Annotated in this window: 22 protein-coding genes; 13 read left to right on the top strand and 9 right to left on the bottom strand. The window is 61.2% G+C overall.

Annotation, left to right across the window (positions count from 1 at the left end):
- Window positions 1-59 precede the first annotated feature (59 nt).
- From IWX85_RS13805 to IWX85_RS13760, 10 genes are all read left to right on the top strand, one after another.
- Window positions 60-1,352, top strand: a complete 1,293-nt coding sequence (locus IWX85_RS13805) for a mechanosensitive ion channel family protein (RefSeq protein ID WP_196870160.1) — start codon at window positions 60-62, stop codon at window positions 1,350-1,352.
- A 201-nt stretch (window positions 1,353-1,553) separates the two neighbouring features.
- Window positions 1,554-2,303: an electron transfer flavoprotein subunit beta/FixA family protein gene (locus IWX85_RS13800; protein WP_036809911.1), complete on the top strand. Its 750-nt coding sequence runs from the start codon at window positions 1,554-1,556 to the stop codon at window positions 2,301-2,303.
- Between the two features lie 58 nt (window positions 2,304-2,361).
- Window positions 2,362-3,294, top strand: a complete 933-nt coding sequence (locus IWX85_RS13795) for an electron transfer flavoprotein subunit alpha/FixB family protein (protein WP_036809914.1) — start codon at window positions 2,362-2,364, stop codon at window positions 3,292-3,294.
- Window positions 3,295-3,388: 94 nt separating this feature from the next.
- A complete protein-coding gene (locus tag IWX85_RS13790) occupies window positions 3,389-5,179 on the top strand; it encodes an acyl-CoA dehydrogenase (RefSeq protein ID WP_196870115.1) in 1,791 nt (596 codons plus the stop codon).
- 104 nt (window positions 5,180-5,283) lie between these two features.
- Entirely contained in the window at window positions 5,284-6,237 is a 954-nt protein-coding gene (locus tag IWX85_RS13785) for a nitronate monooxygenase family protein (RefSeq protein ID WP_196870114.1), read from the top strand.
- Between the two features lie 269 nt (window positions 6,238-6,506).
- Entirely contained in the window at window positions 6,507-6,929 is a 423-nt protein-coding gene (locus IWX85_RS13780; protein ID WP_196870159.1) for a pyridoxamine 5'-phosphate oxidase family protein, read from the top strand.
- Window positions 6,930-7,017: 88 nt separating this feature from the next.
- The gene (locus IWX85_RS13775) at window positions 7,018-7,299 is read left to right on the top strand and encodes a DUF4160 domain-containing protein (protein WP_081932653.1); all 282 of its coding nucleotides are present in this window, start codon (window positions 7,018-7,020) and stop codon (window positions 7,297-7,299) included.
- Window positions 7,229-7,486, top strand: a complete 258-nt coding sequence (locus IWX85_RS13770) for a DUF2442 domain-containing protein (RefSeq protein ID WP_196870113.1) — start codon at window positions 7,229-7,231, stop codon at window positions 7,484-7,486. The genes IWX85_RS13775 and IWX85_RS13770 overlap by 71 nt, the downstream gene beginning before the upstream one ends.
- A gap of 89 nt (window positions 7,487-7,575) precedes the next feature.
- Window positions 7,576-8,061, top strand: a complete 486-nt coding sequence (locus tag IWX85_RS13765; RefSeq protein ID WP_036809926.1) for an acyl-CoA thioesterase — start codon at window positions 7,576-7,578, stop codon at window positions 8,059-8,061.
- 64 nt (window positions 8,062-8,125) lie between these two features.
- Window positions 8,126-9,217, top strand: a complete 1,092-nt coding sequence (locus tag IWX85_RS13760) for an acyltransferase (RefSeq protein ID WP_196870112.1) — start codon at window positions 8,126-8,128, stop codon at window positions 9,215-9,217.
- Between the two features lie 85 nt (window positions 9,218-9,302).
- Here the strand turns inward: IWX85_RS13760 and IWX85_RS13755 are convergent, their stop codons facing one another.
- On the bottom strand, window positions 9,303-9,650 hold the full coding sequence (locus tag IWX85_RS13755) for a DOPA 4,5-dioxygenase family protein (protein ID WP_196870111.1): 348 nt from the start codon (window positions 9,648-9,650) through the stop codon (window positions 9,303-9,305).
- A gap of 136 nt (window positions 9,651-9,786) precedes the next feature.
- The gene (locus tag IWX85_RS13750; protein ID WP_036809932.1) at window positions 9,787-9,993 is read right to left on the bottom strand and encodes a hypothetical protein; all 207 of its coding nucleotides are present in this window, start codon (window positions 9,991-9,993) and stop codon (window positions 9,787-9,789) included.
- A gap of 119 nt (window positions 9,994-10,112) precedes the next feature.
- Between IWX85_RS13750 and IWX85_RS13745 the strand changes: the two genes are divergently transcribed.
- The gene (locus IWX85_RS13745) at window positions 10,113-10,718 is read left to right on the top strand and encodes a hypothetical protein (protein WP_036809935.1); all 606 of its coding nucleotides are present in this window, start codon (window positions 10,113-10,115) and stop codon (window positions 10,716-10,718) included.
- Window positions 10,719-10,731: 13 nt separating this feature from the next.
- Here the strand turns inward: IWX85_RS13745 and IWX85_RS13740 are convergent, their stop codons facing one another.
- The 4 genes from IWX85_RS13740 to IWX85_RS13725 form a co-directional block, all read right to left on the bottom strand.
- A complete protein-coding gene (locus IWX85_RS13740; RefSeq protein ID WP_231379772.1) occupies window positions 10,732-12,375 on the bottom strand; it encodes a phosphoethanolamine transferase in 1,644 nt (547 codons plus the stop codon).
- A 128-nt stretch (window positions 12,376-12,503) separates the two neighbouring features.
- Window positions 12,504-13,361 (bottom strand): S-formylglutathione hydrolase, encoded by an 858-nt coding sequence (fghA, locus tag IWX85_RS13735; protein ID WP_196870109.1) that lies wholly within the window; start codon window positions 13,359-13,361, stop codon window positions 12,504-12,506.
- A gap of 48 nt (window positions 13,362-13,409) precedes the next feature.
- Entirely contained in the window at window positions 13,410-14,516 is a 1,107-nt protein-coding gene (locus tag IWX85_RS13730) for an S-(hydroxymethyl)glutathione dehydrogenase/class III alcohol dehydrogenase (RefSeq protein ID WP_196870108.1), read from the bottom strand.
- Window positions 14,517-14,623: 107 nt separating this feature from the next.
- On the bottom strand, window positions 14,624-15,559 hold the full coding sequence (locus IWX85_RS13725) for a hypothetical protein (protein ID WP_196870107.1): 936 nt from the start codon (window positions 15,557-15,559) through the stop codon (window positions 14,624-14,626).
- A 527-nt stretch (window positions 15,560-16,086) separates the two neighbouring features.
- Here IWX85_RS13725 and IWX85_RS13720 point away from each other — a divergent pair.
- Window positions 16,087-16,971: a transporter substrate-binding domain-containing protein gene (locus IWX85_RS13720; protein WP_036813486.1), complete on the top strand. Its 885-nt coding sequence runs from the start codon at window positions 16,087-16,089 to the stop codon at window positions 16,969-16,971.
- A 69-nt stretch (window positions 16,972-17,040) separates the two neighbouring features.
- Here the strand turns inward: IWX85_RS13720 and IWX85_RS13715 are convergent, their stop codons facing one another.
- From IWX85_RS13715 to IWX85_RS13705, 3 genes are read right to left on the bottom strand one after another with little or no spacing between them, the layout of a single operon-like run.
- Entirely contained in the window at window positions 17,041-17,457 is a 417-nt protein-coding gene (locus tag IWX85_RS13715) for an RNA-binding S4 domain-containing protein (RefSeq protein ID WP_036809951.1), read from the bottom strand.
- On the bottom strand, window positions 17,458-18,918 hold the full coding sequence (locus IWX85_RS13710; RefSeq protein ID WP_370584289.1) for a sensor histidine kinase: 1,461 nt from the start codon (window positions 18,916-18,918) through the stop codon (window positions 17,458-17,460).
- Window positions 18,915-19,607: a response regulator transcription factor gene (locus IWX85_RS13705; RefSeq protein WP_196870106.1), complete on the bottom strand. Its 693-nt coding sequence runs from the start codon at window positions 19,605-19,607 to the stop codon at window positions 18,915-18,917. Before IWX85_RS13705 ends, IWX85_RS13710 begins: the two co-directional genes overlap by 4 nt.
- A gap of 97 nt (window positions 19,608-19,704) precedes the next feature.
- On the opposite strand from IWX85_RS13705, the gene IWX85_RS13700 reads away from it, so the two are divergent.
- Window positions 19,705-20,664 (top strand): tripartite tricarboxylate transporter substrate binding protein, encoded by a 960-nt coding sequence (locus IWX85_RS13700; protein ID WP_196870105.1) that lies wholly within the window; start codon window positions 19,705-19,707, stop codon window positions 20,662-20,664.
- The last annotated feature ends 33 nt before the right edge of the window (window positions 20,665-20,697 follow it).

Here is a 20,697-nt window from a genome sequence, read left to right as displayed (position 1 = left end):
CTGTGGCGGTCTCTGCCGCGCCCGCGCCTCTGGACAGCCTGGACGCCTGGCTGCGCGCCATGACCCAGACCAACGCATTGATTGAACTGGCATCGCTGATGGCCTGCGTGCTGCTCGCCTGGCTGGCCGTGCGCTTGCTGAGCCGCACGCGGCATGTGGCGCACGACGCGTCGATCCTGTTTGGCCGGCGCATCGTCGATGGCGTGTTGTTTCCGCTGCTGCTGCTGGTGCTGGCGTATGTCGCGCAGATGCTGCTGGCGCGGCTGTTTCCGCTGGCGCTGTTCAGGCTGGCCATTCCGGTGCTGCTGGCGCTGGCGGTCATACGCCTGAGCGTCAAGGTGCTGCAGGTCGCTTTCAAGAACGCGCCGGTGGTGCGCGCGCTGGAGCGTACCTTTTCCTGGCTGGCCTGGGCGCTGATGGTGCTCTGGGTCAGCGGCCTGCTGCCCATCATCCTGGACGAACTGGACAACATCAAATGGAAGGTCGGCGGGTCGCTGCTGTCGGTGCGCGCCCTGCTGCAGGGCGCGCTGACGGCCGGCGTCGTGCTTTTGATCACCCTGTGGATCTCCTCGGCGATTGAAAGCCGGCTGCTGCGCTCGGCCACCGGCGGCGAGCTGTCGCTGCGCAAGGCGGTGAGCAATGCCACCCGCGCGGCGCTGATGTTCGTCGGCCTGCTGCTGGCGCTGTCGTCCGTCGGCATCGACCTCACGGCGCTGTCGGTGCTGGGCGGCGCCATCGGGGTTGGCGTGGGTTTTGGCCTGCAAAAGCTCGCCTCGAACTATGTGAGCGGCTTTGTCATGCTGGCCGAACGCAGCGTGCGCATCGGCGACAACATTCGCGTCGACAACTTCGAAGGCCGCATCACCGACATCAATGCCCGCTACACCGTGGTGCGCGCGCCGTCCGGACGCGAATCCATCGTGCCGAACGAGATGTTCATCATCAACCGCATCGAAAACCTGTCGTTGAGCGATACGCGGGTGCTGCAGTCCACCGTGGTGTCGGTTGGCTATGACAGCGACGAGGAACTGGTGATACGCCTTCTGACCGAGGCGGCGCTGGCGCAGGAGCGCGTGCTGCCGGAGCCGGCGGCGGGGGTCAACCTGACCAATTTTGGCGCCGACGGCCTGGAGTTCACGCTGAACTACTGGATTTGCGATCCTGAAAATGGGATGCAAAACGTGCGCTCAAAAGTCAACCTCGCCATCCTGAAATCACTGCGCGCGCACCACATCGAGATTCCCTATCCGCAGCGGGTGATTCACATCCATGCAGGCCCGGCCCTAGAGTCCGGCCATGAGTCATCGACGCCGGCCGCCGGCTTCGGTAAAGCCCTGCCGGAGTCCGAATGACAGCTGTTGCAGGAAGTGCTTTAATTTGGGGCAGCATGCCCTCTATAATTAAATAGAACGATCGTTCTTTTTTGTATTTGCGGCAAGATACGCTTTTATTTCGCAAAACGGCCGCATGGCACCCGGGGTGCCGCGGCATAGAATGCAGAGCTTACGTTTACGTCAACGTCAACGTCAATCAATAATTTTTGGAGCCCCGTCATGAAAATCCTGGTCCCCGTCAAACGCGTCGTCGATTACAACGTCAAGGTCCGTGTCAAAAGCGACGGCAGCGGCGTCGACATCGCCAACGTCAAGATGAGCATGAACCCGTTTGACGAGATCGCCATCGAAGAAGCCGTGCGGCTCAAGGAAAAGGGCGTGGCCACGGAAGTCATCGCCGTGTCCTGCGGCGTGCTGCAGTGCCAGGAAACCCTGCGCACCGCCATGGCCATCGGCGCCGACCGCGCCATCCTGGTCGAAACCGCCGAAGAACTGCAGCCGCTGGCCGTGGCCAAGCTGCTCAAGGCGCTGGTCGACAAGGAGCAGCCGCAACTGGTGATTCTGGGCAAGCAGGCCATCGATGACGACTGCAACCAGACTGGCCAGATGCTGGCCGCGCTGCTGGGCTGGGGCCAGGCCACTTTTGCCTCCAAGGTCGAAGTCGCCGACGGCAAGGCCAGCGTCACACGCGAAGTTGACGGCGGTCTGGAAACGCTCTCGCTCAGCTTGCCGGTCATCATCACGACCGACCTGCGTTTGAACGAGCCGCGCTACGTCACGCTGCCGAACATCATGAAGGCCAAGAAAAAGACGCTCGAAAACGTCAAGCCCGCCGATCTGGGCGTCGATGTCGCCCCGCGCCTCAAGACCCTGAAGGTCAGCGAGCCGCCCAAGCGCAGCGCCGGCATCAAGGTGGCCGACGTGGCCGCCCTGGTGGACAAGCTCAAGAACGAAGCCAAAGTGATTTAACGCGAAACGCAAATCATCCTCGCGAAGGCGGGGATCCATTACTTTCAAGGAACATGACATGACCGCACTTGTTATTGCAGAACACGACAACGCCAGCATCCGGCCCGCCACCCTCAACACCGTCACCGCAGCCAGCCAGTGCGGCGGCGACGTGCATGTGCTGGTGGCTGGCAACGGTGCCCAGGCCGCCGCCGAGGCCGCTTCCAAAATAGCCGGCGTCTCCAAAGTCATCCACGTCGAAGGCGAACACTTCGCCCACGGCCTGGCTGAAAACATGGCGGCGCAGGTGGTTGGCATGGCCAGCGCCTATTCGCACATCCTGTTTCCGGCCACGGCGTCGGGCAAGAACATTGCCCCGCGCGTGGCGGCCTTGCTCGATGTGGGCCAGATTTCCGACATCACCAAGGTCGATGCCGCCGACACCTTCGAGCGCCCGATCTACGCCGGCAACGCCATTGCCATCGTGCAGAGCCTGGACGCGACCAAAGTCATCACGGTGCGCACCACCGGCTTTGACGCCGCCGCCGCCACCGGTGGCTCGGCCAGCGTTGAAACCCCGAGCGGCGTGGCCGACAGCGGCAAGTCCAGCTTTGTCAGCGCCGAAATCGCCAAGAGCGACCGGCCTGAACTGACCGCCGCCAAGATCATCGTCTCCGGCGGCCGGGCACTTGGTTCGAACGAGAAATTCCATGAAGTGCTGGAGCCGCTGGCCGACAAGCTCGGCGCCGCACTGGGTGCTTCGCGCGCGGCGGTCGATGCCGGTTACGCCCCGAACGACTGGCAGGTCGGCCAGACCGGCAAGATCGTTGCGCCGCAGTTGTACGTGGCCATCGGCATTTCAGGCGCCATCCAGCACCTGGCCGGCATGAAGGACTCCAAGGTCATCGTGGCGATCAACAAGGACGCGGAAGCACCGATTTTCAGCGTCGCTGATTACGGCTTGGAAGCTGACCTGTTCAACGCCGTGCCGGAACTGGTTACCGCGCTGTAACCCATGACAAGCCAAAGGGCGTCTTGCAGGACGCCCTTTTTTTATCTGTACTGCCTGCGCTGCCGGGCAACTGTTGATTTATTGGAGAGAAGAAATGAGCTACAAAGCACCCCTTAAAGACATGTTGTTTGACATCCAGCATCTGGCCAACATTGACCAGATCGCGCAGATTCCGGGATTTGAAGACGCCGGGTTCGACACCGCGCAGGCCGTGCTTGAGGAATGCGCCAAGTTCAGCGAAGGCGTGCTGTCGCCGCTGAACTGGGAGGGCGACAAAAACCCTTCGAGCTGGAAAGATGGCGTGGTCTCCACCACCCCCGGTTTCAAGGAAGCCTTCAAGCAATACGCTGAAGGCGGCTGGCAGGGGCTGCAGCACCCGGCCGATTTTGGCGGCCAGGGCCTGCCCAAAACCATTGGCGCGGTGTGCGGCGAAATGGTCAACTCGGCCAACATGAGCTTTGCGCTGTGCCCGATGCTGACCGACGGCGCCATCGAAGCGCTGCTGACGGCTGGTTCTGACGCGCTGAAAGCGGTTTACCTTGAAAAGCTGGTCAGCGGCGAGTGGACCGGTACCATGAACCTGACCGAGCCGCAGGCCGGCTCGGACCTGGCCGCCGTGCGCACCCGCGCCGAACCGCAGGCAGACGGCAGCTACAAGGTGTTCGGCACCAAGATCTACATCACCTACGGCGAACACGACATGGCCGCGAACATCGTCCATCTGGTGCTGGCCCGTGCCAGTGGCGCACCGGAAGGCGTCAAGGGCATCAGTCTGTTTGTCGTGCCGAAATTCATGGTCAATGCCGACGGCTCGGTGGGCGCGCGCAACGACGTGCATTGCGTCAGCATCGAGCACAAGCTGGGCATCAAGGCATCGCCCACGGCCGTGCTGCAGTTTGGCGACCACGGCGGCGCGGTCGGTTACATCGTCGGCGAAGAAAATCGAGGCCTCGAATACATGTTCATCATGATGAATGCGGCGCGTTACGCCGTTGGCGTGCAGGGCATTGCGATGGCCGAGCGGGCCTACCAAAAGGCCGTGAGTTTCGCCAAGGACCGCGTGCAAAGCCGCCCGGTCGATGGCTCCATCAAGGCCAGCGTCGCCATCATTCACCACCCCGATGTCAAGCGCATGCTGATGACCATGCGCGCCTACACCGAAGGCTGCCGCGCCATGGCCGCCGTCGCTGCCGCTGCCTACGATGCCGCGCACCAACACCTTGACGCCGACGTGCGCAAGCAGAACCTGGCGTTCTACGAATTCATGGTGCCGCTGGTCAAGGGCTACAGCACCGAGATGAGCCAGGAAGTCACCTCGCTGGGCATTCAGGTGCATGGCGGCATGGGCTTTATCGAGGAAACCGGCGCCGCGCAGTATTACCGCGACGCCAAAATCCTGACGATTTACGAAGGCACGACGGCCATCCAGGCCAATGATTTGGTCGGCCGTAAAACCGCCCGTGACGGCGGCCAGACCGCCAAAGGCATTGCCGCCCAGATCGAAGCCACTGAATCCGAATTGCGGGCCCAAGGCAGCGACGACGCACTGGCGGTGGCCAAGCGCTTGAGCGCCGCGCGAGAAGCCTTTGTCGATGTGGTCGAGTTTGTCGCCGTCAATACCCGGGGCGAGCCCAATGCGGTGTTCGCTGGCAGCGTGCCTTACCTGATGCTGGCGGGCAACGTGGTCGCGGGCTGGCAAATGGCGCGTTCGCTGCTGGTGGCGCAAGAGCAGTTGGCGCAAGGCGTCGATGCGGCGTTCATGCAGGCCAAGATCACCACCGCGCGTTTCTACGCCGACCACCTGCTGACCAAGGTGCCCGGCCTGCGCGACAGCATCGTCGAAGGCGCTGACAGCGTGAATGCGCTGGCCCTCGACGCGTTTTGAGCATGCTTGAGTTTTGCTACTGAATCAATAGCTGACTGCGCACGCCAGTCTTGCGCAAAATCCACTTTTTACTTAAAAAACAAACAACGACCACGGAGACCACCATGTCCAGACTTCCCGGCGCCCTGAACCATTTGCCGCTGCCCATCATCGGCTCGCCGCTGTTCATCATCAGCAACCCCACGCTCGTCATCGAGCAGTGCAAGGCCGGCGTCGTCGGCTCCATGCCGGCGCTCAATGCGCGTCCGGCCGCGCAGCTCGAAGACTGGCTGGCCGAAATCAGCGAGACACTGGCGGCCTACAACCTGGCAAACCCTGACCAACCCGCCGCGCCGTATGCCATCAACCAGATCGTCCACAAAAGCAACGACCGGCTGGAGCACGACCTGGAGGTGTGCGCCCGCTTCAAGGTGCCCATTATCATCACCTCGCTGGGCGCGCGCGAAGACCTGAACCAGGCCGTGCACGGCTGGGGCGGCGTGGTGCTGCACGACATCATCAACAACAAGCATGCCCACAAGGCGATTGAAAAGGGCGCAGACGGCCTGATCGCCGTGGCCTGCGGCGCGGGCGGCCATGCGGGCGTGAAAAGCCCGTTTGCCCTGATCCAGGAAATCCGCCAGTGGTTCGACGGCCCGGTGGCGCTGTCCGGCTCGATCTCGACCGGCGGCGGCGTACTGGCCGCGCAAGCTATTGGAGCGGACTTTGCCTACATCGGCTCGGCCTTCATCGCCACCGAAGAAGCCCGGGCGTCAGACGCCTACAAGCAGGCGATTGTCGAAAGCAACTCGGACGACATCGTCTACAGCAACCTGTTCACCGGCGTACACGGCAACTACCTAGCCCCCTCCATCCGCGCCGCCGGCATGGACCCGGACAACCTGCCCGAAAGCGACCCCAGCAAGATGAACTTCGGCGGCGACAAGAGCAAAGCCTGGAAAGACATCTGGGGTTGCGGGCAGGGCATTGGCGCGGTCAGCAAGGTGCAAAGCACGGCTGATTTTGTGGCGCAGCTCAGGCGGGAGTATGAGGAGGCGCGGGGGCGGCTGCTGGGTTGATGTTGCGATTGATGGCGGGTTTTGATGTTTCTTAACGAGCGAGTCAGGTGTGGCTAATCCGGTGAATTTTAGGTTTTTCTCGGATAAATGGCGATTTGATAAGTTATTGAAAATAAAGAAAAAATTCTAGAATTATTAGGTTTCAGATTGCAGGTGTTAGGTCGTATTGAGTTGATGAATTTACGTCTGGCACATTGGAAGAAAAACAAAATGCCAACCCTCTTTACTGCTGAGGTTCACGAAGCGGCGAGGCAAGCGTACTTTGTTGGCTGGCTACCAGTGACGAACACGGCGAGACAAGTGTTTCACCCAAAGAGGTTTGGGCCGTCGCGGATGACGCGCACATCGTGGTGGCAAACATTGCCTCGCCAGGGTCAGCCATGAACATTGGGGCCAATGCGAAGGTGTGTTTGAGCTTCATTGATATCTTCGTTCAGAAGGGATTCAAGATAATCGGCACCGCAACTGACCTGAAGCCTTCTGCGCCTGAGTTTTCGAAATGGGCTGGGCCACTTCACGCGATGGTGGGTGATTGCTTTCCAATTCCCAGCGTGTTCGTTGTCTGTGCTACTTCTGTTCATCGGATTATTGCGCCAAGCTATGCTTTTTATCCATCCGAGACAACGGAAGAATCGCAGGTTCAATCTGCTCTGCGTAACTACGGCGCGCATAGAAGGGTCGGGCATGACTAACAAAATATTGCAGTGGATGGCATCGCCGCCCGCTGAAATCATCCGTTAGCGAGCTTGTTTGAAGTAGGGCTTGCGGTAAAGTAGAAATATGGCCCCTACAGTCGTCCGCGACGGACAGTTCCGTTTATTCTTTTTTTCCCGTGAAGAACTGCGCATTCATGTCCACGTGGCCCACCCTGATGGAGAAGCAAAATTCTGGTTAACGCCAGTTGTCACGGTAGCCACCTACACGGGTCTTTCAGCACGACAACTGCGCGAAGCGCAGGCTGTTGTCGAGACACATATCAAGGAGATTAAAGATGCCTGGAACGATCATTTCGGTAGCCGAGGTGACACACGTGTCGAAGCACGGCTTCTGGTTGCTGCTTGACGCAGAGGAATTGCTCGTTCCGTTTGAACACTTTCCATGGTTCAAAAATGCAACGATCGCGCAACTCTCGGATGTTCAGTGGCCCGCGCCCGATCATCTTTACTGGCCTCAACTGGACGCCGATCTTTCCGTCGAGTCCATTCGAAATCCTTCAATGTTTCCTCTGGTTTCGAAAAAAACGGGCTAAGCACAGTCCACGCCTGCGGCAGCCTTAGCCTGCTTAGGCAGCGCAGCGACCAGCGGTAACATCGCGCTTTCCATTTTCCAAACCCCTCCATGCCTCTCCCCAATCACCAACTCAGCATGACCGTGCTGATGACGCCGGACATGGCCAACTTTTCCGGCAATGTCCACGGCGGCACCATCCTCAAATTGCTCGATCAGGTGGCGTACGCCTGCGCCAGCCGTTACGCGGGCGAGTACGTTGTCACCCTGTCGGTCGATCAGGTCATGTTCCGCCAGCCGATTCACGTCGGCGAGCTGGTCACTTTTCTGGCGTCGGTCAACTACACCGGCAACACGTCGATGGAAGTGGGTGTCAAGGTGGTCACCGAAAACATCCGGGGCCAGAGCGTGCGGCATGCGAACAGCTGCTTTTTCACCATGGTCGCTGTGGGCGAAGACGGCAAGCCAAAAGCCATCGCGCCGCTTGAAGTCCAGACGCCCGACCAGGTCCGGCGCTACGCCGCTGCCAAGATCCGCCGCGAACTGCGGCAGGAGTTTGAACTGCGGCGGCAGGCGCTGACCGTCAAGCCTGCGTGAAGGCTGTTTTTATTGCCCGGCGACCGTGCAAAAGTGAAACAGCGCGCCAGCGTCTGCTGGCCTGATGGGGCGGCCCGTTCACCTGCGCCAGCCCGGCATTGACGCGCTCAAGGGTCTGGCCTGTCTGCTCATCATCTGGCATCACCTGGCTTTTTACGGGCCGATGTCGGATGTGGTCTATCCCTTTGCGCCTGACCTGACGGGCTGGCTGTATGACTATGGCCGCATGGCGGTGCAGGTGTTTCTGGTCGTGGGCGGCTTTCTGGCGGCCAGGTCGCTGGCGCCGCAAGGCCAGGCGACCTATGCGTCGCCGGGCAGACTGCTGGCGCGCCGCTACCGGCGGCTGGTGCTGCCTTATGTGGTGGCAGTGGCGGCGAGCGTGGCGGTGGCCGCGCTGGTGCGCCCGTGGTTTGTTCATCCTTCGGTTCCGTCTGAAGCCACGCTGTTCCAGTTGCTGGCCCATGGGCTGCTGCTGCAGGACATGCTGGAATTTGAAGGGCTGTCCGCTGGCGTCTGGTATGTGGCGATTGATTTCCAGCTGTTTGCGATGTCGGTGCTGCTGTTCAGTCTGTCGCGGCGGCTGGAGCGGCGCTGGCCGGGCTTGCGTGCCTGGCCGGTTGCGCCGGGCCTGATGTTGACGGTGATCGTTTGCGCCGCGTCGCTGTTCCTGTTCAACAACGACAGCCGCTGGGACATGGCCGGCGTGTATTTCTTTGGCGCTTACGGTCTGGGCATGCTGGCTTTTTGGGCTGGCAATTCAAACCGGTGGGCTTCGTGGCTGCTGTTCATCGGCCTGCTGGCCGGCACCGCCTTGCTGCTGGATTTCAGGGGACGGCTGCTGGTGGCGCTGGCCGTGGCGTTCGGGCTGGTGTTCTTGCAGCGTTACGCTTCAGGGACAGGCGTGCCACGCTGGCCGCAGCGGCAACTGGCCTGGCTCGGAAAAATATCGTATTCGGTTTTCCTGATTCACTTTCCGGTCTGCCTGCTGGTCAACGCGGTGGTCAGCTATTTTTGGCCTGCGCACTTGCTGGCCAATGTGGCGGGCTTGCTGGCAGCGTTTGCGCTGTCGGTGGGCGCGGGCAGCGTGTTGTACCGAAACGTTGAATCCAGAGCCTCGCTTTATTCTGGCCGCCTGAAATTTCGCTTTGTTGCCTGATGCGGCGTGACGCGCGATAAATTCAAGTAAAAAGTGCCGGTTGCGCCCGCTGGACGGGTTTATGATGCTATTTAATATATAGCGGTCAGCGCTTGAACATGTCCAGCTTCAACGCCGCTTCATGGCCCAGCCGCGACGCATGGGTGGTGTGGTCGGCCAGGTCGTCTCCAGTGAGGCCGTGCACCAGCACATTCAGTCCGTTGCGGTGCTCCTCAAACCAGGGAATCAGCCGGTTGAACCCGGTGCGGTCAAATGCAAGCTGGCAACTCCCGTGCGGATGCGGCCCGACCTCGCGCTCATGCACTTGGCCCACGGTGATGTCGAAAAGCTCGCCGGCCTGTTCGCACAGTGCGCGGGCTTGCGTTGGCGTCTCGGGGCCGAAATAGACGTGGGCGTGGTAACGCTCGTAAATGTTTTGGTGGCGTGGGGTCATGGGCGGATGGGCAGGTGTGGCGGTAAATGGTGGCGGCTGCAGCGTCGGTGCTGCATGGACAGGTTTTGTTTGTAGCGTGAACCGATGGGGTGGATGCGGTCGTCGTTGGTTTTTTTGGCTTGATTCTTGACCGGATTCATCCCGGTGCGCGAATGGCTGCAAGTGTGACTGGCGTCACGTCGATGCCGTAGGCCGCGCCGGCAGGGGAATTGTCGAAGGCAGTGCTCACCATGCCGGCGTTGGCCACCGCGTCAAGATGAAATGAAGCCATGCCGCCGCACACGATGAAGAGGAGGCCGTGCCGTGTTTCATGCGTGCGATGCGCCGGACGAAGGCCGTTCACGCGGGCAACCGCTTTGTGCTTTTGGCTCAGCCGTCTTGGCCGAAAATGCAGGGTGACTACACTGCAGAGTTCGTTTTTCCGCTTTCCTGTTTTTCAAACTTTCCGAAAAAACCGTACCCATGGATATTTTTATGCTGGCGATGCTTGTCGCCATCGCCGCGCACATGCTCAAGTCAAAATACCAGCGCGGGCGAATTGCCTTGCTGGGCAGCCACCTTGGGAAATACCAGATTGAAAAACTGATGGAAACGCTGACCGAAGGCTACATGCGGGCGCTGGGTGAATCCGATGGCCAGCGCCGCGAACAGATTTTCAACCTGCTTGGCACTACCGAGGCTTCGCTGTGCGACCAGCTCAATCGCTTCAGCGCCGAGTTTTCGAAAGTGGATGAAGCCGAGGCCCGGGTCAGCAAGCTGCCCCTGGCCATTCCCTATGCCGACAAGATTTTTCCTGCCGCTACGTTTGACCTGCGCAAGGCTTTGGCGATTCATGCGCAGGGTATTGCCGAGGCGGCAAGAAATGGCGACAACCGCAGCCCCAAGGCCAAGGCGTTCACCGTATCGGCCGAGCTGTTCCTGCTGCAGCACACCTGCCACTGGTTCTGCAAGTCAAAAACCGTTGCTTCCGCCCGCATGCTGGGCCGGCAGAAAACATCCTATGAGCAAGTCGTGAACGCCGTGGCGCCCGAGACCCGCAAGGCCTATTGCGCCCTGGCGGGGTGCTGAGTCCGTCCGCTGGCTACAGCGAGGCCGGGCGACTCGCGGTCGCGTTGGGCTTGCAGTGGGCATAAATGTCCAGCCCTGGCTGATAAACGCTGGTTTGCACGTTCATCAGGCCCAGCACCGAATGAAAATAATTGTCATGGCTGATTGGTGCCTCGAGTTCCTTGCGAAGGCAAGTGGTGGTGATCTGTGTGCGCTGCTCGAATTCAGGTGAAAGCCAGGTGATCCACGGCACATGCTTTTGTACGTCGGGTGCCACGCTGTAGGGCATGCCGTGGAGATAGAGGTTGTTTTCCCCCAAGGACTCGCCATGGTCGGCCAGATAGAGCAGGGCGGGCGCATTGCGCGGCGTTTGCCCCTTGAGCCACTGGATGGCGGATCCCAGTACGTGGTCGGTGTACACAATGCTGTTGTCGTAGGCATTGACAAGCCCTTCGGATGTGCAGCTTTGCAGCGAATTGTTGGTGCATTCGGGCAGAAACTTTTTGAAGGCGGCCGGCGACCGCTTGAAGTAGGCCGGTCCGTGGCTGCCCATCTGGTGCATCACGACCACCACGCCCTTGGCCCGGCGCTCGGCGGGCAGGGCGGCAATGCGCGCGTCCAGTCCTTGCAGCATGACTTCGTCGAAGCATTCGCCGCCGTCGCACAGGCCGGGAACTTTCAACTGGCTGGTATCGACATTGGGAACGCGGTCGCAAACGCCCTTGCAGCCCGACTGGTTGTCGAGCCAGAGCACGGCCAGGCCGGAATGCTGCAGCACGTCCATCAGGCCCTCGTAATTGGCCGGGCGCGATTCATAGGTTGCCCGCCCGAAATGGGAAAACATGCATGGCACCGAGGCCGCCGTGCTGGTGCCGCATGACCACGCGTTGCGCTGGCTGGCGATGTTTTCCTTGGACAGTTCGGGCGTGGTGGGACGGCCGTAGCCGTTGACGGCGAAATTGACACTGCGGCCGGTTTCGCCCAGCACCAGCAGCAGCAGGGGCGGTTTGGTTTGCGCCGTGTAGCTGGCGCCCAGCGTGGCGTCTTCGCCCAGCGGCAGGATGGCCGACTCGTCGCGCTGAAACGGCCTGGCCGCCACCGAGCCCAGCGCATAGAAGGAATTGAGCGGGTTGATCAGGTAGCGCACCTGGGGGTGGTTGCGCATCACCGAGGCAATGCTTTGAAAGAAAAGCACCATCACCACGACCAGCAGGGCGCAACTTGCCAGCAGGGCGGCCAGGTTGAAGACCGCCTGGCGCGTCGGATTTTGCAGCCGGATGTGCTGGCGCCACAGCAGTACGCAGGGCAGCACCGCCAGCAACAGCACGGTGGCCAGCAGGCGCCAGTTCAGCAGGTCGCGCGTTTCGCGCATATCGGTCTGCAGCGTGTTGACCATCATGGCCTTGTCGATGACCACGCCATAGGCCATCATGAAATAGGCGCCAAAAGCTGCCGATACGCAAAACAGCATGATGACCGGCTTGAGCGTCCAGCGCCAGGCCAGCAGGCTGAGCAATCCGGCCGTCGCCAGACCAATCACCAATGCCAGCCCCACGCTGACCGTGACCGCCTGGCCGCCGCTCAGGTCGGGCAGCCGGGCCAGCGCGCGCCACAGCGCCACGTTGCAAACCGTGGCAATCCAGAAGCTGGCGAGCACGACGACCCAAAGCGGCCGCATGCCGGCAGGACGTTGCCCGGCCTTCAAACTTGAAAGAGGCGGGACAGGCTGGGCGGCGTGTGGGGTAGGCAAGTGCAACGACATAGCGCGGCATTGTAGAGGCGGCCAGCTTAGGCCGGGCTTAAGACTTAAGGCTGCAACTGGTCGGCGTGGTGCCTCAGGTGGTCGGCCATGAAAGTGGCGATGAAGTAGTAGCCGTGGTCGTAGCCAGCATGACGCCGCAGCGTGAGGGGCTGGCCGGCCAAGGTGCAGGCCGCCTCAAACACTTGCGGATGGAGCTGGGCTGGCAAAAATTTGTCGGCCAGTCCCTGGTCGATCAGGATGCCGCCGGGGTAGGGGGCGCTGGCTTTTTGCTGCATCAGCACGCTGGCATCGTGGGCCAGCCAGTCCGATTCGTCAGCGCCGAGGTAGCCGGTGAACGCCTTGCGGCCCCATGGGCACTGGCTGGGCGCGCAAACCGGTGCAAAGGCCGACACGGACTTGAACAGGCCGGGGTGCTTGAGCGCCAGCGTCAGGGCGCCATGGCCGCCCATCGAATGGCCAAAGATGCCGATGCGTTCGGCGTCCAGCGACAGGCTGGCCGTCAGCAGTGGCAGCAGTTCGACCGTAAGGTAACTCTCCATGCGGTAATTTTCAGACCAGGGCGCCTGCGTGGCATCAAGGTAAAAACCGGCGCCCACGCCAAAATCCCAGCTGTCGGACTCGCCCGGCACCTTGGCGCCGCGCGGGCTGGTGTCGGGCGCTATCAGTGCTAGGCCCAGCTCGGCGGCCAGGCGCTGGGCGCCCGCCTTGGTCATGAAGGTTTCCTCGTTGCAGGTCAGGCCCGCCAGATAAATCAAGGCGGGGACCGGGCCCGTTGAGGACTGCGGCGGCAAGAATACCGAGAACTTCATCGGCAGGCCGATTTCGTTGGACTCGTGCTGGTAAAAACGCTGCGTGCCGCCAAAACAGCCGTGCTCGCCCAGCAATTCTGGTTGTGTTTTCATGCGCTTTTCAGTTCAGTCAAAGGCTGCCAGCAGGGGGGGGCGTGGGGGCTAATACAACACCACGCCGCGAATCGATTCGCCGCGTTTCATCAGGTCAAACCCCTTGTTGATGTCTTCCAGCGGCATGGTGTGCGTGATCAGGTCGTCGATGTTGATCTTGCCTTCCATGTACCAGTCAACGATTTTCGGCACGTCGGTGCGGCCGCGCGCGCCGCCAAAGGCCGAGCCTTCCCATTTGCGGCCGGTGACCAGCTGGAACGGCCGGGTGCTGATTTCCGCGCCGGCTTCGGCCACGCCGATGATGATGCTGCGGCCCCAGCCCTTGTGGGTGCATTCGAGCGCCTGGCGCATCACCTGCGTGTTGCCGATGCATTCAAAACTGTAGTCGGCGCCGCCGTCGGTCAGCTGAACAATCGCATCGACGACGTTTTCGACATTTTTCGGGTTGATGAAATGCGTCATGCCGAACTTGCGGGCCATGGCTTCGCGTTCGGGGTTCAAATCGACGCCGATGATCTTGTCGGCGCCGACCATCTTCGCACCCTGGATCACGTTCAGGCCAATGCCGCCCAGCCCAAACACCACGACATTCGCGCCGGCCTCGACCTTGGCGGTGAACAGCACCGCACCGATGCCGGTGGTGACGCCGCAGCCGATGTAGCAGACCTTGTCAAACGGCGCGTCCTTGCGGATCTTGGCCAGCGAGATTTCGGGCGCCACGGTGAAGTTGCTGAAGGTTGACGTGCCCATGTAGTGAAAGATCGGCTGGCCGTCCAGGCTGAAGCGGGAGGTCGCGTCGGGCATCAGGCCCTTGCCCTGGGTGCCGCGAATCAGCTGGCACAGGTTGGTCTTGCGCGACAGGCAAAACTTGCACTGGCGGCATTCGGGCGTGTAGAGCGGAATGACATGGTCGCCCTTTTGCAGCGATGTCACCCCGGGGCCGACATCGACCACGATGCCCGCGCCTTCGTGGCCGAGGATGGCGGGGAAGATGCCTTCCGGGTCGGCGCCCGAGAGCGTGTAGTAGTCGGTGTGGCAGATGCCGGTGGCCTTGATCTCGACCAGCACTTCGCCGAACTTCGGACCTTCGAGGTCAACGGTTTCGATGGTCAAGGGTTCGCCTGGTTTCCAGGCAACGGCGGCTTTGGTTTTCATGGGGTTTGGGTCTGCTTCACAGAGTGGGTAAGGAAAACAGATGGCACTATAAGCCAGACTGCCCATCAGGGTTGGCAGGTGCACGGCCAGGCCTTGCATCCTTGCCCCTAGCTACCGACCATCTCGCCAAGCACCCGGGTGCGAACCGGCGCAGCAGGGTCGTTGGGAAACTTGCGCCCAAAGAATGCGGGCGAAGTCTTGAGCTGCTCGATGTCTTTTTCCTCGAACAGGCGCGGGTGAGACTGGTCAAAGTGCTGGAAACAATGGTTCATCGGCCCTTTGTTCAATTGCAGATGCATCAGCAGCGTGGGCAGCACGATTTCCTCGGGCAGGCACAAGCGGCTGAAATAGTCCTTTATCTCGGGACGCTGAAACCGGTCAACCATTTCAGCAACGATGTGCCGGCGTGCACCGAACCAGGTGGTGCCGTAATAAGCGCGAAAGTTTTCGTCGAAAATGTGCCTTCCAATTGATTTTTGGCCAAGTGTCTTCGTCAACTGAAGCGCGAGCCACGACGCGGGATTTCTTCGGTCCCCGCTGCGCAGCCAGATTCCGGCTTCTTCGCGCCGGCCCAGCGAGGCGCCGAAGTACACATTTGAAAGCCGCCTGGCAACCCGAAAGCGAAATGACATGTCCGGCGTCAGTGCCCTGTAGCCGATCGACATCAGCGCGTCCTGGTCGCGCAACACATCAACACAGTCGAAATGTGCGTCGGCACGTCCCGAGATATGCGCTTCAAACTTTTGAATGGGCTTGATCGGCAGGCATGAGGGGCTCAACAATTGAAGGTAGTCAAAATCGAGGTTGGCCAGCGCGTACTGCATCGAATGAAAGACACCTTCCACGAAGCTGAACAGCCCCCAGCCTGTGCGCTTGGGATCGGGAACGAACACAACATTCGAAGCGCTGAGCGGGAAAGCGGGGGTCTGGTGAAAATCATGGTGCACCAGCACGGTATGCGGCGCCAGGGCCCTTGCAAGCTGATCGACGGTTTCCGGCTTGCTGACAGCAGACATCACAAGAAAAACAATATTCGGTTTCATCTTTTTTGCTTGTGGGTGATTTTTAGCAAATTGTTGGTCCGCTGCAGCCGGTGTATTTCAACTTGCAGAACAGGACGCGCTCTTTTTCATCAGGAGTTGCGCTGGTGAGATTTCAATTTTTATTCGACCGGCCATGACTCGCCGAACACCAAAGATGATCGTGATTGCAATCCATTCAGTCAATCTGGCAAACGGACTAATGAATTGCATGAAGTCATCGTTGACACTTGGCAAGACTCGTGATGGCTGGGCGCGCTCCTCTTGGGGACGTGCGCTGTGCGCAGTAAAGGGTGCAGCACAAGCCATTTGTCGGCCGACGCGCTCCAAGGGCTGTCCGAATCCCCACCCTGCGCCTTGTTCAGCCTGCGTCAGTCGCACCAGGTCTCCGGCCAGTGCAAGGCTTGGGTAAACCATAGGCTTGCATGACGGGTTTATGGTGAAAATCCAGCCTCACCCAATGAGGCTGTTTGCAGTGGAAAATTTTTTCCTGACACGCGATCGCCTTTACTTCATTGAAAGAAAAAAGCATGAAATTCTCGAACCTCATGACTGCCGTTTTGCTGGTCGCCGGTCTGGCCAGTACAGCCAGCGCCCAGACCCTGCAGAAAATCAATGACAGCAACAAGATCACCGTGTCTTACCGCGAGGCGTCGGTGCCGTTCAGCTACCTGATCGGCTCGTCCAAGTCCGTCGGTTTCTCGGTCGAACTGACCGATGCCATCATTGACGACGTGCGCAAAAAGCTCAAGAAACCCAACCTTGAAGTGGCCACCATGCCGGTGACCTCGCAAAACCGGATTCCATTGCTGGTCAACGGCACTTATGACCTCGAATGCGGCTCAACCACCAACAATTCGACGCGCGCCAAGGACGTAACGTTCGCCATCAACCATTTCTACACCGGCACGCGTTTGCTGACCAAGAAAAGCTCAGGCATCAAAAACTACGCCGACCTGGCCAAAAAAACGGTTTCCAGCACCACCGGCACCACCAACGCGCAGGTGATCCGCAAGTACAGCGCCGACAAGAATCTCGACATGCAGCTGATCCTCGGCAAGGACCATGACGACTCGCTGCTGCTGGTGGAAAACGACCGCGCCCTTGCGTTTGCGATGGACGACATCTTGCTGTTCGGCCTGATGGCCAACTCCAAGAATCCGGCGGCGCTGGAGGTGGTGGGCGACTCGCTGCAGGTCGAGCCTTATGCCTGCATGCTGCGCAAGGACGACCCGGAATTCAAGAAGCTGGTCGATGGCACCATCAACCGGCTGATGAAGTCGGGCGAATTCGAGAAGATGTACACCAAGTGGTTCGCCTCGCCGATTCCGCCCAAGGGCGTGAACCTGAACCTGCCGATGAGCGAGCAGCTCAAGGCCAACCTGAAGGCCATGAGCGACGCACCGGCACTGTGATTTCGAACCAAAATGGCTGCTTGCGCACTACTGACATGCACACAGCGCTATTGAAAACGTAGCAATTTCCTAACGCTCGACCGAAGCGCTCCAGCGGCTGTCCCAGTCCTTGCCATTCGCCTTGTCCAGGCTGCGGCGGTCGCGCTTGGTGGGCCGGCCGTGTTCCAGGCTGCTGGCCGGGTCGCTGGTCAGGTGCCGGTGTTCGGTGGCCTGGGCCTTGCGCGCCAGACTTTCTTCGGTCTCTTCGTAAAGCTGCTGCGCCACCGGTGCCGGCCCGCGCTGGCTGCTGATGCCGCGCACCACCAGCGTGCGGGTGAGCGTTCCCTGCCGCAGCGCCACCCTGTCGCCCGCCTTGACTTCGCGGGAAGGCTTGGCTTCCAGGTCATTGACACGAACGCGTCCCTTGTCGATTTCCTCGACGGCCAGTGAACGGGTCTTGTAAAACCGTGCCGCCCACAGCCATTTGTCGATACGCAATTTATCCATTCATCTTCCTCCTGAACTCGCATTCTGGACCAGCGGCAGTCGCACCGTGGCGTCCAGGCCCATCACCCTGCCGTGCGCAAGCCGATTTTCCAGGGCGATGCTGCCGCCCAGCGCCTGCACGATCTCCAGGCAGATGGCCAGTCCCAGGCCCGAGCCGTGGGGAACGTCGCCGGCGGAAAAGGGCTGATACAGCCGCGCCGCCAGTTCGTCCGGAATGCCCGGCCCGCTGTCGCTGATGCGCAACATCATGCGGCCTTCCGCGCAGGCGGTGTGCACCGTCAGTGTGCCGCCCGCCGGCGTGTGCTTGATGGCGTTGTGCAGCAGGTTGCGCGTCAGTTCGCCCAGCATCCATTCATGCGCCCGGACCCGGCCAGGCTGTGTTTCGATGCCGAAGTCGATGTCTTTTTCGGCGATCAGCGGCGACACGTCCAGCGCCACCTGCCGGGCCACCTGGGCCAGGTCGATGTCTTGCGGGTCGGGCTGCTGGCGCAACTGCTCGACCTTGGCCAGCGCCAGCATCTGGTTGGCCAGCAGCGTCGCGCGGTCCACCGTGTGGCTGATGTCGGCCAGCGCCTCGTGCGCGTCCAGGTCGCCGCGCAATGCCGACTGCACCTGCACCTTGAGCACCGCCAGCGGTGTGCGCAGCTGGTGGGCGGTGTCGCGGACGAAGCGCTTCTGGTTTTCCAGCAGGTGCTGCAGCCGGCCCATCACCTGGTTGGTCGCCTCCACCAGCGGCAGCAGTTCGCGCGGCGCATCGCGTGCGTCGATCACGCTCAGGTCGCCTTCGGGCCGCGCCTGAAGTTCGGCGCTGAGCCGACGCACCGGCCGCGTGGCGCGCTGCACCACGACCACGACCACCAGCGCAATCACGGCCAGCAACAGCGCCTGGCGCCACAGCGTGTCCAGCAGGATCTTGCGTGCCAGGGTGGTGCGCAGCTCCAGCGTTTCGGCCACCTGGATGACGGCCATGCTGCGGCCTTCGGAACTGGCGACCGGCTGCAGCAGCACGGCGACGCGCACCGCGTCCTCGCCAAACATATCGTCGTAAAAATCCACCAGTGCCGAATACGCCGGCTTGGCCGGAATGCGGCCGCGCCAGAACGGCAGCCCGGCAAAACCTGACACCATTTCGCCGTCCAGACTGGACACGCGGTAGAACAGGCGGCTCTGGTTGTCGGCCTCGAAGGCTTCGAGCGCGGCATACGGAACGGCAACGCGCAACACCGACAGCTCGTCGTAGCCGGTCACGTCGAGCTGCTCGCCAATCGATTTGGCCGAAGCCAGCAGGGTGCGGTCATAAGCGGTGTTGATGGCGCTGAACGCCTGGCTGTACAGCCCCACGGTGTTCACGATGACCAGCAGGCCTACCGGCAGCAAAATGCCCAGCAGCAGGTAGCGCCGAAGGGAGGTTGCCCCCACGCTTGTCGCTTCGCGTGCTGCGACGTTTTCATTGCGGTTCACGCATCGACCTTCAGCAAATAGCCCAGGCCGCGCAGCGTGACTAGCGTGACGCCGGTGCCCACCAGCTTTTTGCGCAGCCGGTAGACCACCACTTCGACGGCTTCGTACTGCACCTCGGCTTCGCCCGGAAACACCAGCTCGAAGAGTTTTTCTTTTGATACCGCATGGCCGGGCTTGACGATGAGCGTTTGCAGCAGGGTCAGTTCGCGCGGGGTGAGTTCCAGCACCAGGCCTTGGTGGTAGATGGCGCCACTCTCTTTTTCATAGCGAAGTGTGCCGGCCAGATAAGCGGTAGAGCCTGATTCGGTATTGTGTGCCGGGCGGCGACGGATCAGGGCACGCAGTCGCGCCTCCAGTTCGTCCAGATCGAAGGGTTTGGGCAGGTAGTCGTCTGCGCCCGTATTCAGCCCGATGATGCGGTCGCCCACCGTGCCGCGCGCGGTCAGGATCAGCACCGGTGTGGCCAGCCCCTGACGGCGCGCCTGCTCCAGCACCTGCAGGCCGTCCAGTCCGGGCAGGCTCAGGTCGAGCACCACCACATCGGGCTGGGCCGCCGTCCACTGCGCCAGCGCCAGCCGTCCGTCGGTGCAGGCGCACACGTCCATGCCGCGCCGGCTCAGGGCGCGTTGCAAGGCGGTCTGCATGGCGGCGTCGTCTTCAATCAGCAACAGTTTCAGAGGGGAGGTCATGGCTGGACATTAGCACTTTCCCCTAGATATTTGGACAGCCACTTGACAGCCAGACTGGGCATCATCAGGGTGTTACCACCACAACAAGGAGACATTCATGCGTCGCGACAACTTTTTGAAATCCATGGCGGCCCTGGCGGCTGCGGGTGCTTTTCCGCTGTCGGCTTTTGCCGCTGCCAATGTCAAGATGATGGTGCCGGCCAATCCCGGCGGCGGCTGGGACACCACCGGTCGGGCGCTGGGCAAGGCGCTGGTTGATTCGGGCGCAGCTTCCACCGTAATCTACGACAACAAGGGCGGTGCGGCCGGCGCGCTGGGCCTGGCCCAGTTCGTCAACGGCAGCAAGGGCGATCCGAACGCATTGATGGTCATGGGCGCGGTCATGCTGGGCGGCCAGATCACCGGCAAGCCGCCGGTCAGCCTGAGCCAGGCCACGCCGGTTGCACGCCTGACCAGCGAATACAACGTGTTCGTGGTACCGGCCGACTCGCCCTTCAAGTCAATCAAGGAAGTGGTCGAACAGCTCAAGAAAGACCCGGGCAGCGTGAAGTGGGGCGGCGGCTCGCGCGGCGCCACCGAGCACATTGCCGCCGCCATGATTGCCCGCGAGGTCGGCGCCGATCCGGCCAAGATCAACTACGTCGCCTTCCGGGGCGGCGGCGAGGCCACGGCGGCCATCCTGGGCGGCAACGTCACCATCGGCGGCAGCGGGTACAGCGAATTTTCCGAATACATCAACACCGGCAAGATGCGGGCGCTGGCGGTCACGTCCGACGCGCGCCTGCCGGGCGTGAACATTCCGACACTCAAGGAGCAGGGCATCAACGTGGTGATCGGCAACTGGCGCGGCGTGTATGGCGCGCCCGGCATCACGCCCGCCCAGCGCCAGGCACTGACGGACATGGTCCTGAAGGCCGTCAAGTCCAAGAGCTGGATCGAAGCTTCCCAGAAAAACAACTGGACGCCTGCGGTGCTCACCGGTCCGGCGTTCGACAAGTTCGTTGATGACGATTTCGCCTCCCTTCGCGCCACCATGGTCAAGTCCGGCATGATCTGAAACTGCTGGCCGCTTGCCGCTTCGCCCGGCGAT

The sequence above is a fragment of the Polaromonas sp. CG_9.11 genome, from assembly GCF_015752225.1.
GTDB lineage: Bacteria > Pseudomonadota > Gammaproteobacteria > Burkholderiales > Burkholderiaceae_C > Polaromonas.
The sequence above is the reverse complement of the archived record's forward strand: the minus strand, read 5'-3'. Positions and strand labels throughout refer to the sequence as shown.

Coding starts and splice junctions, on each gene's coding strand:
- IWX85_RS13805 (WP_196870160.1), top strand. CDS start 60: ATGACCCAGACCAACGCATTGATTGAACTGGCATCGCTGATGGCCTGC.
- IWX85_RS13800 (WP_036809911.1), top strand. CDS start 1,554: ATGAAAATCCTGGTCCCCGTCAAACGCGTCGTCGATTACAACGTCAAG.
- IWX85_RS13795 (WP_036809914.1), top strand. CDS start 2,362: ATGACCGCACTTGTTATTGCAGAACACGACAACGCCAGCATCCGGCCC.
- IWX85_RS13790 (WP_196870115.1), top strand. CDS start 3,389: ATGAGCTACAAAGCACCCCTTAAAGACATGTTGTTTGACATCCAGCAT.
- IWX85_RS13785 (WP_196870114.1), top strand. CDS start 5,284: ATGTCCAGACTTCCCGGCGCCCTGAACCATTTGCCGCTGCCCATCATC.
- IWX85_RS13775 (WP_081932653.1), top strand. CDS start 7,018: ATGGCCCCTACAGTCGTCCGCGACGGACAGTTCCGTTTATTCTTTTTT.
- IWX85_RS13770 (WP_196870113.1), top strand. CDS start 7,229: ATGCCTGGAACGATCATTTCGGTAGCCGAGGTGACACACGTGTCGAAG.
- IWX85_RS13765 (WP_036809926.1), top strand. CDS start 7,576: ATGCCTCTCCCCAATCACCAACTCAGCATGACCGTGCTGATGACGCCG.
- IWX85_RS13760 (WP_196870112.1), top strand. CDS start 8,126: ATGGGGCGGCCCGTTCACCTGCGCCAGCCCGGCATTGACGCGCTCAAG.
- IWX85_RS13755 (WP_196870111.1), bottom strand. CDS start 9,650: ATGACCCCACGCCACCAAAACATTTACGAGCGTTACCACGCCCACGTC.
- IWX85_RS13745 (WP_036809935.1), top strand. CDS start 10,113: ATGGATATTTTTATGCTGGCGATGCTTGTCGCCATCGCCGCGCACATG.
- IWX85_RS13740 (WP_231379772.1), bottom strand. CDS start 12,375: ATGCGGCCGCTTTGGGTCGTCGTGCTCGCCAGCTTCTGGATTGCCACG.
- fghA (WP_196870109.1), bottom strand. CDS start 13,361: ATGAAAACACAACCAGAATTGCTGGGCGAGCACGGCTGTTTTGGCGGC.
- IWX85_RS13730 (WP_196870108.1), bottom strand. CDS start 14,516: ATGAAAACCAAAGCCGCCGTTGCCTGGAAACCAGGCGAACCCTTGACC.
- IWX85_RS13725 (WP_196870107.1), bottom strand. CDS start 15,559: ATGAAACCGAATATTGTTTTTCTTGTGATGTCTGCTGTCAGCAAGCCG.
- IWX85_RS13720 (WP_036813486.1), top strand. CDS start 16,087: ATGAAATTCTCGAACCTCATGACTGCCGTTTTGCTGGTCGCCGGTCTG.
- IWX85_RS13715 (WP_036809951.1), bottom strand. CDS start 17,457: ATGGATAAATTGCGTATCGACAAATGGCTGTGGGCGGCACGGTTTTAC.
- IWX85_RS13705 (WP_196870106.1), bottom strand. CDS start 19,607: ATGACCTCCCCTCTGAAACTGTTGCTGATTGAAGACGACGCCGCCATG.
- IWX85_RS13700 (WP_196870105.1), top strand. CDS start 19,705: ATGCGTCGCGACAACTTTTTGAAATCCATGGCGGCCCTGGCGGCTGCG.